Below are 13,037 nucleotides of genomic sequence, written 5' to 3'. Positions count from 1 at the left end.
ATAATGCCACGTGCGTTAATCAGCGTATCAGATAAAACAGGAATCATCCCATTTGCTAAAGGTTTAGCAGAATTGAATTATGACATCATTTCGACTGGAGGCACTCTGAAACAGCTGCTGGAAGAAGGTATTCCAGCTGTAGCAGTGTCTGACGTGACGAAATTTGATGAAATCATGGACGGACGTGTGAAAACTCTGCATCCAGCCATTCACGGTGGTTTGTTAGCTAGAAGAGATGATGAAAGCCATATGCAGCAGCTGAAAGAGCGTGACATAACGCCAATCGACTTGGTCGTGGTAAATCTCTATCCGTTTAAAAATACAATTGAAAAACCAGGCGTTACGGAAGCGGATGCAATTGAAAACATCGACATTGGCGGACCGACAATGCTTCGTTCAGCAGCTAAAAACTTTGCTGGTGTCACTGTTCTAGTTGATCCAGAAGATTACGACGCAACTTTGTCTGCTTTACAACAGGGTGAGCTTTCTTATGAAGCAAAACGCCGATTAGCAGGTAAGGTTTTCCGCCATACAGCGAATTATGATGCGATGATAGCAAGTTATTTTGCCGAATTGAATGAAGAGCATGATACGGAAACATTAACGCTCACATATGAAAAAGTTCAATCCTTACGTTATGGAGAAAACCCGCATCAGGCAGCAGCATTCTACAAAGACCCAATCGTCAAAGGAGCTTCTATTGCAAATGCAAAGCAGCTTCATGGTAAGGAGCTTTCTTACAACAACATTCAGGATGCCAATGCGGCACTTGAAATCGTCATGGAATTCCAAGAGCCTGCCGCAGTAGCAGTCAAACATATGAACCCTTGCGGCGTTGGTATCGGAGAAACTATTTCGAATGCTTTCCGAAAAGCATTCGAAGCAGATCCGACATCTATTTTTGGCGGCATTGTTGCTTTGAATGGTGAAGTCGACAAAGATACGGCATTGCAACTGAAGGAAATCTTCCTTGAGATTGTCATTGCGCCGAGCTTCACAGAAGAAGCATTGGCTTTATTGACAGAGAAGAAAAACATCCGTCTATTGGAGCTTGCTGCAGATGCAATTCAGCAGCCGAAAAAGGTCGTTAGCGTAAGCGGCGGTTTGCTTGTGCAGGATTATGATGCAGGTGCTATTACGGAAGCAGAACTTACTGTAGCGACTGATCGTAAGCCGACAGAGGAAGAAATGAAAAATCTTCTCTTTGCCTGGAAAGTTGTGAAGCATGTAAAATCGAATGCGATTGTAATCGCAAAAGATGATCAGACAATCGGTGTTGGTGCAGGTCAAATGAATAGAGTTGGAGCAGCTAAAATTGCCTTGGAACAAGCTGGTGAAAAAGCAGCAGGAGCGGTGCTGGCATCGGATGCCTTCTTCCCGATGCCAGACACAGTAGAAGCAGCTATTAAAGCTGGCGTGACAGCGGTCATCCAGCCAGGCGGATCTAAACGAGATGAAGATTCTGTAGCTGTATGTAATGCGCACAACATTGCCATGGTCTACACAGATATGCGCCACTTTAAGCACTAATTGTCAGGGGGAGACGTTGTGAAAGTTCTTGTGATAGGCAGCGGCGGCCGCGAGCATAGTATCGTCGCAAAGCTAGCTTTAAGTACCGAGATAACGGCATTGTACGCAGCACCAGGTAATGGCGGTATAGCCGATTTAGCAACTTGTGTGCCAATTGATGTAACAGCTGTAGATGACCTTGTCCATTTTGCAAAGGAAGAACAAATCGACTGGACATTTGTCGGCCCGGAAATTCCTTTGCTTGCAGGTGTCGTCAATGCTTTTCAGCAGGAAAACCTAAACGTATTCGGACCTACGAAGGAAGCTGCTTTGATTGAAGGAAGCAAGGATTACGCTAAAAGCTTTATGCGTGTACATGCTATCCCGACTGCTGCAAGTGAGACTTTTTCTGACGCAGAGAAAGCAAAGGATTATATTGCGAAAAAAGGTGCGCCAATTGTTGTGAAAGCAGATGGTCTTGCTGCAGGTAAAGGCGTTGTCGTTGCCAACACAGTTGAGGAAGCAAATGAAGCTGTAGAAAGCATGCTGGTCGATAACCAGTTTGGCCAAGCGGGAAGCCTTGTTATTATTGAGGATTTCCTTGACGGTAAGGAATTTTCACTTATGGCTTTCGTGAATGGTAAAGATGTCTATCCGCTCGTGCCTGCTCGTGATCATAAGCGCGTTTACGATAATGACCAAGGACCGAATACAGGCGGCATGGGTGCCTATGCTCCGATCCCTGATCTGCAGCAAAGTGTGATTGATGAAGCAATCGAACGAATTCTGAAGCCTGCTGCTGCTGGACTTGTAAAAGAAGACCGTTCCTTTACTGGTGTTTTGTACGCAGGACTTATTGAAACAACAGACGGACCGAAAGTAATTGAATTCAATGCCCGTTTCGGAGATCCTGAAACACAGGTCATTTTACCATTGTTGGAAAATGATTTGCTGCAAGTAATGCGGGATGTTACTGCTGGTAACAATCCTCAGCTGACGTGGAAGGATGCTTATGCTACAGGTACTGTTATTGCTGCAAGTGGCTATCCGGGAAGCTATGACAAGCAGCTTCCGATTCCTGACTTATCAGAACTGCCGCAGGACGTGTACTGTATTCACGCCGGTACGGAAAAAACGGCGGAAGGTTATGTTTCGAACGGAGGACGTATCTTGTTCATCGGTTCTGTACACCATAATCGTACGGATGCGGTGGAAAGTGTCAAAACAGGACTTACCATCTTTAAAAGTAATCCAAATTTCCATTATCGGACTGATATTGGATTCGGGAAATAAAGGAAAGAAGAACTGGTATACGGGCCAGTTCTTCTTTTTTATTCACCTTGAGAATCCTGTTTTTGGCGAAATTGATTGATCAGAGTCATGCTTGGGCAGTAGCGCACAATACCTTCAGCGATCTTGATGGCGCCTGCCAGCAAAGTCAAATGGGCAGTTAATTGCTTCGGTTTTGTGACAAGTGCAGCAGTGGCATACCCGACCATGCTGACGCCAGCCGCAATTCGAATCATTGCCTGGATTATTCCCATATTCGGTTTCAACCTTATGCACTCCTTTCCTTTATTAACTCTATTTTTCCTGCTATATCAGGTGTTTATGCTAGTATAAAAATTCCAATGCGCATCGTATTACGCAAATGGGTCGAGATGATGTATCATAAGGGATAAGGAAGAAGCACATACGTGCGTATGGGGGAGGGAAGCTGTATGCAGCTTGATAAGCTCCGTGGTGAGCATTTAGATGAATTATTTCAAGCAATACTTTCATTAAACGATGTCGAGGAATGCTATCGCTTCTTTGATGATATTGCGACAATCAGCGAAATACAATCGCTTACACAACGCCTCCAAGTGGCGAAGATGCTGCGTGATGGAGCGACGTATCATGCAATCGTTCAGGAAACGAGCGCATCGACGACAACGATCTCCCGTGTGAAACGCTGCCTTAATTATGGGAACGACGGCTATAATACGGTTCTTGAGCGTTTGGAAGAAAAACCAGAAGAATAAGGAGCTGACATTGGATGGTACGCTTTGGTGTGGTCGGAACGAACTGGATTACAGAAATATTTCTAGAAGCAAGTAAAAAGGTCGATAATTTCGAGCTGACGGCTGTCTACTCTCGAAAGCTTGAAAAGGCGGAAGAATTCGCCAGCAAGCATAAAGCAGTACATACGTTCATCGACATTGAACAAATGGCGGCGAGCGGGGAAATCGATGCAGTTTATATTGCGAGTCCGAATGCTTTGCATGCGGGACAAGCCAAGATTTTCATGCAGCATGGTGTTCATGTTTTATGTGAAAAGCCGCTGGCGTCAAATACTGCTGAAGTGAAGGACCTCATTCAAACAGCAAAGCAGCACGATGTTTTACTGATGGAAGCGATGAAATCGACGTTTCTTCCGAATTTCCATGCCGTTCAGCAGCATCTTGAGAAAATAGGACCTGTGCGCCGCTATGTGGCACAGCTTTGTCAGTACTCGTCCCGCTACGATGCTTACCGGCAAGGGACGATTCTGAATGCGTTCAATCCCGAACTTAGTAATGGTGCAACAATGGATATCGGTATCTATTGCTTGTATCCACTTGTTGCTTTGTTCGGCAAACCGAAGGAAATCAAGGCGAGCGGAACTTTGCTTGAGTCCGGTGTGGATGGCCAAGCAACAATAACGCTGACGTATGAAGGTATGGAGGCGCTTGTTTACTATTCGAAAATTACCAGCTCTACGTTGCCTTCTGAGATTCAAGGAGAAGATGCGACGATTCGGATCGATCATATTGGACATTTTGAGGATGTTACGATCCAATATCATGACAGCACAGAGGATACCATCAGCGGTCCGCAGGATAACGACCATAACATGAAATATGAAATAGAGGAATTCGTGAACCTGATTCAAACAGGCAAGCGGGAATCAAGTATCAATACACATGAACTGGCACTATCTGTAGCCGAAATTATGGAGAAAGCGCGAAGTCAGTTTGGCTTGATTTACCCAGCTGATCGGATCCAATGACACAATGAAGCCTGGCAATCGGTTGCCGGGCTTTCTTCATTCGCAAACTCTTCGTATTTTCCTCGCCCTAACCACTAAATTATCCAGTCGATTTTTGCTATAATGAACGTTATGCAAGCAAGTAATGGAGGATATGCACGTGTATAACATGAAAGAGTGGCAACATATATTCAAACTCGATCCAGCCAAGGAAATAGGCGATGAAGATTTGGAGAAAATCTGTGAGTCCGGTACGGATGCCATCATTGTCGGCGGTACAGACAATGTAACTCTGGATGGTGTACTCGATTTGCTCGCGCGGATACGACGTCACACAGTTCCGGTCATTCTGGAGATCAGCACGATGGAAGCTTTGACACCTGGCTTCGATTTTTATTATGTGCCGATGGTGATGAACAGCAAGGACAAGCAATGGGTCATGGGGCAGCATCATGAAGCAGTCAAAGCGTATCGGGATATGATGCACTGGGATGAAATCATGATGGAAGGCTATTGTGTCATCAATCCGCAAGCGAAGGTTTTCACCCACACGCAATGTGAGCTGCCAACTGAAGAAGATACGGTTGCTTACGCTTATATGGCGGAACATATGTACAAGCTCCCGATTTTTTATCTGGAAAACAGCGGAGCATATGCTGATCCTGCACTTGTCAGAAAGGTGAAAGATCAGCTTTCAAACACGCTGCTATTCTATGGAGGCGGTATCGTTTCACCAGAGCAAGCAGCGGAGATGAAGCAATATGCTGATGTGATTATTGTCGGAAATAGCGTGTATGATAATATAAAGGCTGCTCTGAAGACAGTGAGAGCAGTAAAAGGAAAGAAATAAAGGCGGTGCAAACATGAGCCGATTGGCGAATGATTTAATAAATGGTTTAAATAAAGAACAAGCAGAAGCAGTTAAGCATACCGAAGGGCCGCTTTTGATCATGGCAGGTGCGGGAAGCGGTAAAACTCGCGTGCTGACGAACAGAATTGCCTATTTGCTTGGAGAGAAGGAAGTGTCGCCGCGCAGTATCTTGGCGATTACCTTCACAAATAAAGCAGCTCGCGAAATGCGGGAACGTGTACACAAATTAGTCGGAGATGAAGGTTCTCAGATCTGGGTTTCGACTTTTCACTCTATGTGTGTACGCATTTTACGGCGTGATATAGACAGAATAGGATACAATAGCAATTTTTCGATACTGGATACAAGCGACCAGCTTTCTGTGATCAAGCAAGCGCTCAAACGGCTTAACCTTGATCCGAAGCAATACGATCCGCGTGCAATGCTCGGTGCCATCAGCTCAGCGAAGAATGAACTGATCACACCTGATCAATACAGTAAGGAAGCAGGAAGTGTCTACGAAAGAAAAGTAGCCGAAATATTCGACCTGTATCAGAAGACATTGCGTCGCAATCAATCATTAGATTTTGATGACTTGATCATGCAGACAATACAGCTATTTGACCGGGTGCCGGAAGTGCTGCAATATTACCAGCGTCGTTTCCAGTACATCCACGTGGATGAGTATCAGGATACAAACCACGCGCAGTATCGCCTGGTAAACCAGCTAGCTTCCCGTTATAAAAACCTTTGTGTAGTCGGGGACTCCGATCAATCCATCTACCGCTGGAGGGGTGCAGACATTACGAATATCCTTTCTTTTGAAAAGGATTATCCGAACGCGAAGGTCGTCATGCTCGAGCAGAACTACCGCTCGACAAAGACAATACTGGATGCAGCTAACAAAGTAATTGGCAACAATTCAGGACGCAAACCGAAAAATCTTTGGACAGACAATATCGATGGTTCAAAGCTGCGTTATTACCAAGCAGCTACTGAGCGTGATGAAGCGTTATATGTAACAGAGAAAATCGAAGAAATGGTTATGATGGAGAAAAAACGGCATTACCGCGATATTGCGATTCTTTATCGGACGAATGCCCAGTCCCGATCCATTGAGGAAACGTTTGTAAAAGCAGGTGTTCCGTATCAAATGATCGGCGGCACGAAGTTCTACGATCGTAAAGAAATTAAGGATATGTTGGCTTATCTTCGTCTGATTGCAAATCCGGATGATGACATCAGCTTTGAGCGTGTAGTCAATGAACCGAAGCGCGGCATCGGTAAAACATCGATCGAAAAACTGAAGGCATATGCAAACGAACACGAGATTTCTTTGTTTGATACGCTTAAAGAAGTTGATTTCACTGGCGTCAGTGCTAAAGCTGCAAATGCTTTAAGTGAGTTTGGAGCGATGATCAGCAACTGGGCCAAGCAGACTGATTTCCTGACTGCGACCGATATGGTCGAGCAGGTGCTGGAAGGTTCCGGCTATGAGGAGATGCTGAAGGCAGAACGAAGCATTGAATCACAGAGCCGACTTGAGAACTTAGAAGAGTTCAAGACAGTAACAAAAAACTTCGAGCAGACGAGTGAAGATAAAACACTGGTTACTTTCCTGACAGATCTTGCGCTGATTGCGGATATCGATTCTATGGATGAAGATCCATCCAGCGATGATAAAGTCATCCTTATGACGCTGCATGGTGCCAAAGGACTTGAGTTTCCGGTTGTGTTCTTGATTGGAATGGAAGAGAACGTATTCCCGCATAGCCGTTCCCAGATGGATGAGACAGAGATGGAAGAAGAGCGACGTCTTGCTTATGTCGGCATCACTCGTGCAGAAGAGGAGTTATTCCTTACGAATGCCAAAATGCGGACATTGTTCGGACGGACGAATATGAACTCTGTCAGCCGCTTTATCGGTGAAATTCCAAGTGAATTGCTAGAAGGTATACAAGAAACAAAACAAAACCCATTCGGACTTGGAAACAGTCGTCAACCAGCTAAACCCCAAGAGCAAAAACGTATCGTCCGTAAACCAAAGCCTAAATCTGGAGCAGACGCGCTCGGATGGGGACCTGGTGACAAGGCCGTTCATAAGAAATGGGGCGAAGGAACAGTAGTTAAGGTCAACGGAGAAGGAGAAGCGATGGAACTTGATATCGCCTTCCCTGCGCCTGTTGGAATCAAACGACTGCTTGCTTCATTCGCACCGATCACAAAAGCTTAACCGAGGTGGCAAGCATGAACAAAGATGAAGCGATTTTAGAGCTTGCAGATTTGCGCAAAAAGCTCAATCAATATAATTATGATTATCACGTCCTTGATAATCCGCAGGTGTCTGATTTTGAGTATGATCAGACCCTGAAACGACTGCTTGATATCGAAGGAGAATTTCCTGACCTTGTCACAAACGATTCTCCATCGCAGCGTGTCGGCGCTGCACCGCTTGAAGCATTCAACAAGGTAGAGCACCGCGTGCCGATGCTATCCTTGGGCAACGCATTTAATGAAGAAGATTTGCGAAGTTTTGATAAGCGTGTCCGAAACGGCTTGGAAACCGATGACTACTCTTACATCTGTGAGCTGAAGATAGATGGCCTGGCTGTTTCTCTCCGTTACGAAAATGGAGAGTTCGTCCAAGGAGCGACACGCGGCGATGGGACAACTGGTGAGGATATTACCCAGAATCTACGGACAATTCGCAGCATCCCGCTTCGAATTGATTTAGAGGAAGCAATCGAAGTGCGCGGAGAAGCATTTATGCCGCAAAAATCATTTGCAGCACTGAATGCCCAAAAAGAAGAAAACGGCGAAGCGCCTTTTGCGAATCCACGTAATGCTGCAGCCGGCTCTTTGCGTCAGCTTGATCCGAAGATTGCTGCCAGTCGTAATTTGGACGTATTCCTCTATGGTTCCGGGCAATGGGAGACCAATAATCTGGATTCACATAGCGGGCTGCTCGACTACTTGGAGCAGCTAGGCTTCAAGACAAATAAAGAACGCCGTCGCTGCCAGACAATCGAAGAAGTGCTCGCTTATGTCGAGGAATGGAGCGCCAAACGACGCGACCTAAGCTACGAAATCGATGGTATTGTAATCAAGGTGGACAAGCGTGAACAGCAGGATGAACTTGGCTTCACGGCTCGGACACCGCGCTGGGCAATTGCGTATAAATTCCCAGCCGAGGAAGTGACCACAAAGCTTTATGATATCGAGCTTAATGTCGGGCGTACTGGTGTCATCACCCCGACAGCATTGCTGGAACCTGTCCGAGTGGCAGGAACGACGGTACAGCGAGCAACTCTGCATAATGAAGATCTGATTCGCGAGAAGGATATTCGTATTGGAGATACGGTTGTCATTAAAAAGGCCGGTGACATTATTCCAGAGGTTGTCCGTGTCGTTACAGATGCGCGTACAGGAGAGGAAAAGGAATTCCATATGCCAGAGCACTGTCCGGAATGCGGCAGTGAAACTGTGCGTTTGGAAGAAGAAGTGGCTCTTCGCTGTATCAACCCTAACTGCCCGGCACAACTTGTCGAAGGATTGATTCATTTTGTTTCCCGGAATGCCATGAACATTGATGGACTTGGGGAGAAGGTCATCATCCAACTGTACCGTTCTGAATTGGTGCATACGATTGATGATTTATACAAACTTGATCGGGATGCTTTACTTGATCTGGAGCGTATGGGCGAGAAATCGGCTGATAATCTGCTTAAATCAATTGAAGCGTCTAAGGACAATTCGCTGGAGCGCTTGCTATTCGGGCTAGGTGTTCGCTTTGTCGGAGCGAAAGCTGCGAAAACATTAGCACAAGCCTTCGAAACAATTGACAGATTGCAGCAGGCAACTGTTGAGGAACTTGTTGCTATTGATGAAATCGGAGAAAAAATGGCTGACTCCATTTATCAGCATTTCCAAGAAGACAAAGTAACTCAGCTGATAGAAGAACTAAAAGCTGTAGGCGTCAATATGACCTATAAAGGCATCAAGCCACAGGAAGTAACAAGTGATAGCATCTTCAGCGGCAAAACCATTGTTTTGACCGGGAAAATGGAGGCTCTCACAAGGCCAGAGGCGAAAGAGAAAATCGAAGCACTCGGCGGTATTGTCACAGGTAGTGTCAGTAAGAAAACTGATTTGCTGATTGCTGGCGAGGATGCCGGTTCAAAATATGAAAAAGCAGAGAAGCTCGGTATAGAGATATGGGATGAAGCACGTTTGATTGAAGCGTTACAGGAATAGAGAGGAGAAACACATGAAAAGATTAGCAGGTGTTCTATCTATAGGAGCACTCGTATTGCTGGCAAGCTGCGGACCGTCTGGCGGCGGGGAAGAAGAAGTAAAGCAGGAAACGGCAGATGGCGGGGAAAAAACGTCCGTCGTTTCGAGCTATAATTTCTCTGACGAAGAGTACAAAGTATTGCTGCCTTATGAGAGCGGCAAATCTAAAGGCGTCGTCAACTATGAGACTAGTGCAGCTCGCGGAGTAATTATTAACCAAATTGCCAACCGTTTGGATATTGATGAAGTCGAAGAAGGGCTTCGCAATCATTCGAAGGACGTATTCAGTCCAGATGAATATTATTTCCGTGAAGGACAAATGCTCGATAGTGATACGCTATATAGTTGGATTGGTCGTTATGCCAAAGCACAAGAGAACGATAAGGGCGAAATTACCGACGATGAAAAAGCGAAGGAGCTCGGGCTTAATCCGGAGCTGAATGAAGATAAAGCATCGGAGAAGGATTTCCGTGATAATCCGAAGTATCTATCGCACATCCTGGAGCAGGATTATATGATCGAGGATGATAACGGTGATATTAAGCTGGGCGGAGTCTCCATTGCACTTGCGATGAAGTCGGAATACCAATTTACGACTGGCGGAAAAGGTCCTTACCGTGAAGAAATTCCAGAGGATAAGATGCTCGCGCAGGCGAATGAAATGTCTAAAAAGATTGTCGAAAGAATGCGCAGCATTGACGGCTTAAGTGACGTTCCAATTCATATCACAGTTTACCAGGAAGCTAAGAAGGAATCTGTCGTGCCAGGTAGCTTCGTTGCTGAAACTACTGTAGATAAAGGCAGCAGCTCAGTCGGAGATTGGGATAAGATCGACGAGAAGAACGTCTTGTTCCCTTCGGATGATGCAAATGAAAACTACCCAGATGAAAGTCAATATATTTCCGCTTTCACGACAAAAGTGGCAAGCTTCTTCCCGAATTACACAGGAATGGTCGGCAGAGGATTCTACCAAAATGACGAACTTAAGAAGCTGACTATTGATATCCCGATTCAATTCGAAGGAAATGCTGAAGTAGTTGCCTTTACACAATATGCATACAGCCAGATCATGGATATCTTCCCGAACTATTATGACCTCGAAATAAACATCACCTCAAATGATCAGACAGAAGCAATCATTACGAGGGAACATGATACCAAAGAACCGGAAGTTTACATCCTTAATTAAAGCAGCCATACAAAAAGAGACAAAAAATTGCATTATTAGACAAGACTAGGAAAGTATCACCAGAAAATAGGTAGTGAAGCACATGCTTCAATCCCTACTTTCCCAATATACTTAAAGCTGGGATGTGTTAGAATAAAAGCAGGAACACATCCCAGCAATGGTCTTGGGCACAAGCTCTTACGCAGAAAGAAATAACTATGTTTCGAGGTGTAGCCCAAATGGAAATAGGCCCTTTAATTAAACTACATAGAATCAAGCAAAATATGACGCAAGAAGACCTAGCAGCGGGCATTGTTTCAGAATCCTACCTGTCCAAAATCGAAAACCAGAAAACTGATGCCAGCCCAGAAGTCATCGCATTATTATGCGAACGACTCGGAATCCAGCTTAACGCGGAGAACGAGGATATGATAAAGGAAAAGGCTGAGGAATGGTTTGCGCTTCTTTATGATGCGCATAGTCGAGAAGAACGGGACGCAAAGTACCAAGAATTAGAGCAATTATTCAAGAATAGTAATTCTGACTACGAGATACTCTTTGAGATTCATAAGATCAGATACTATCTACTTAGAAATGAAAACGAAAAAACTAAAGAACAAATCGAAAAGCTTACAAATCTGGAATATTCATTTGATACTAGACAAAGCTTTTTTTGGAATAAGTACTTAGGTAATTATTATCAAAATTATGAAGACGATAACGTTAAAGCTCTTCAGTTCTACAAGATGGCAGAGGCTTTAATTAAGAAGATTGAATTAGCGGAAACAGATATAGCTGATATTCATTATACGCTTGCAGTAACGCATACTAGATTGATCAACGATTTGAAATCAATCGAATATGCGAATAAAGCACTTGATGTTTTCAGGCAGAATTATAATTTTGTCCGGTGTGCTCAGTGCCATATTATTTTAGGTATTTGTTACCGTAGAGTGCATATGATCGATATGGCAATTAAGCAATATAATTTAGCACAACATCTTGGGGAGATAACTGAGAACTCAGAAGTGATTCAACTTTCGAATCATAACTTAGGGTATCTACACTCTACTTTAGGTGAAAGTGATGAAGCCATTAAATATCTAGAAAAAGCATATGAGATGGGAAGTAACTTCACAACAACTCAAATAACAACTACTATTTCCTTAATTAAAGAGTATTATAATAGTGAAAGAATCGATGAAGCAAAGATGGTTTTAGAAAAAAATTATTCCCTAGTTAAAGAATTGCCGGCTCATAGCAAGAAGTTGTTTAAACTAGAGATGGACGTATATAAATATGCTATATATCAAGATTATAATAAACTTGAACATACAATAATTAATGAGTTTTTGCCATATTTAGAAGAAAAAAGCGATTATGCTAATATCGTCACCTATTCGAATATGATAGGGGAACACTTCGAAAAATTAAAGAAGTACAAGAATGCTGCCAACTATTATAAGATGGCGAGTCTTAATTATCAAAAACTCTTAAAAGTATAAAGGAGCGAATTATTATGAAAAAACTACTTGTTGTAACTAGTCTGATTGCGGTTTTGGGAGTTAGTGCAATTGTAGGAAGCAATAACTTGGGTAACGTGGCAATGTCAGAGGCTACTCCTGGCGTACTAACAATTAAATTAGTGGATTTTTAAAAATATACTTTCTTAAGAAGGAGAATCCAATTTTTCGCCGAATAAATACATCATGTACTATTTCCCTTAAGTAAGACCCTCAATTGCCCGCTTTATTTTCGGATAAGGCGGGCTTTTTCTTTTTATTGTGCTTAGTTTCGTTTAGAGGGAAAAACGTGCTAAAATAGTTATATGTTATAGTCTGGTTGCTTTACGGCAGCTCCTTTTGCTATGATCATTTTTATATACATGTAAGGTGAATTCCGGAGGTGACAGTATGTCAGAGATTACGAAAGAACAGGTGTTGCATGTAGCGCATTTGGCGCGTCTTGCAATTACTGATGAAGAAGCAGAAAAAATGACGAAGGAACTTGATGCGATTATCGGGTATGCCGAGCTTTTGAATGAGCTTGATACTGATAACGTGGAGCCTACGACACACGTGCTTGATTTAAAGAACGTTATGCGTGAGGATGAAGCGCGCAAGTGGATCGACCGGGAGGATGCATTGAAAAATGCACCGGATCAGAAAAATGGCCAGTTCCGTGTGCCGTCGATTTTGGACTGAGGA

The 13,037-nt window shown here is 43.9% G+C and carries 12 protein-coding genes; 11 read left to right on the top strand and 1 reads right to left on the bottom strand.

The window, feature by feature from the left end; translation table 11 throughout:
* A complete protein-coding gene (gene purH, locus CHH48_RS09145) occupies positions 1–1,530 on the top strand; it encodes a bifunctional phosphoribosylaminoimidazolecarboxamide formyltransferase/IMP cyclohydrolase (protein ID WP_095218896.1) in 1,530 nt (509 codons plus the stop codon).
* Positions 1,531–1,548: 18 nt separating this feature from the next.
* Positions 1,549–2,802 (top strand): phosphoribosylamine--glycine ligase, encoded by a 1,254-nt coding sequence (purD, locus tag CHH48_RS09140; RefSeq protein ID WP_095218833.1) that lies wholly within the window; start codon positions 1,549–1,551, stop codon positions 2,800–2,802.
* A 38-nt stretch (positions 2,803–2,840) separates the two neighbouring features.
* Here purD and CHH48_RS09135 read toward each other — a convergent pair whose 3' ends face one another.
* Positions 2,841–3,065: a YgaP family membrane protein gene (locus CHH48_RS09135; protein ID WP_095218832.1), complete on the bottom strand. Its 225-nt coding sequence runs from the start codon at positions 3,063–3,065 to the stop codon at positions 2,841–2,843.
* 165 nt (positions 3,066–3,230) lie between these two features.
* On the opposite strand from CHH48_RS09135, the gene CHH48_RS09130 reads away from it, so the two are divergent.
* From CHH48_RS09130 to gatC, 9 genes are all read left to right on the top strand, one after another.
* On the top strand, positions 3,231–3,533 hold the full coding sequence (locus tag CHH48_RS09130; protein ID WP_095218831.1) for a YerC/YecD family TrpR-related protein: 303 nt from the start codon (positions 3,231–3,233) through the stop codon (positions 3,531–3,533).
* A gap of 14 nt (positions 3,534–3,547) precedes the next feature.
* Complete coding sequence (locus CHH48_RS09125) at positions 3,548–4,540, top strand: Gfo/Idh/MocA family protein (RefSeq protein ID WP_095218830.1); 993 nt, start codon at positions 3,548–3,550, stop codon at positions 4,538–4,540.
* A 139-nt stretch (positions 4,541–4,679) separates the two neighbouring features.
* Entirely contained in the window at positions 4,680–5,369 is a 690-nt protein-coding gene (locus CHH48_RS09120) for a heptaprenylglyceryl phosphate synthase (RefSeq protein ID WP_095218829.1), read from the top strand.
* A 13-nt stretch (positions 5,370–5,382) separates the two neighbouring features.
* Entirely contained in the window at positions 5,383–7,602 is a 2,220-nt protein-coding gene (gene pcrA, locus CHH48_RS09115; protein WP_095218828.1) for a DNA helicase PcrA, read from the top strand.
* Positions 7,603–7,616: 14 nt separating this feature from the next.
* Positions 7,617–9,623: an NAD-dependent DNA ligase LigA gene (gene ligA / locus CHH48_RS09110; protein ID WP_095218827.1), complete on the top strand. Its 2,007-nt coding sequence runs from the start codon at positions 7,617–7,619 to the stop codon at positions 9,621–9,623.
* 13 nt (positions 9,624–9,636) lie between these two features.
* Positions 9,637–10,851 (top strand): CamS family sex pheromone protein, encoded by a 1,215-nt coding sequence (locus tag CHH48_RS09105; RefSeq protein ID WP_095218826.1) that lies wholly within the window; start codon positions 9,637–9,639, stop codon positions 10,849–10,851.
* Between the two features lie 218 nt (positions 10,852–11,069).
* On the top strand, positions 11,070–12,335 hold the full coding sequence (locus CHH48_RS09100) for a helix-turn-helix domain-containing protein (protein ID WP_095262654.1): 1,266 nt from the start codon (positions 11,070–11,072) through the stop codon (positions 12,333–12,335).
* Positions 12,336–12,349: 14 nt separating this feature from the next.
* A complete protein-coding gene (locus CHH48_RS19515) occupies positions 12,350–12,487 on the top strand; it encodes a hypothetical protein (RefSeq protein ID WP_170937628.1) in 138 nt (45 codons plus the stop codon).
* Positions 12,488–12,743: 256 nt separating this feature from the next.
* A complete protein-coding gene (gatC, locus tag CHH48_RS09095) occupies positions 12,744–13,034 on the top strand; it encodes an Asp-tRNA(Asn)/Glu-tRNA(Gln) amidotransferase subunit GatC (RefSeq protein WP_038558545.1) in 291 nt (96 codons plus the stop codon).
* Positions 13,035–13,037: the final 3 nt, after the last annotated feature.

The sequence above is a fragment of the Terribacillus saccharophilus genome, from assembly GCF_002272075.1.
Lineage (GTDB): Bacteria > Bacillota > Bacilli > Bacillales > Amphibacillaceae > Terribacillus > Terribacillus saccharophilus_A.
This window is presented reverse-complemented; position numbering and strand designations above follow the sequence as displayed.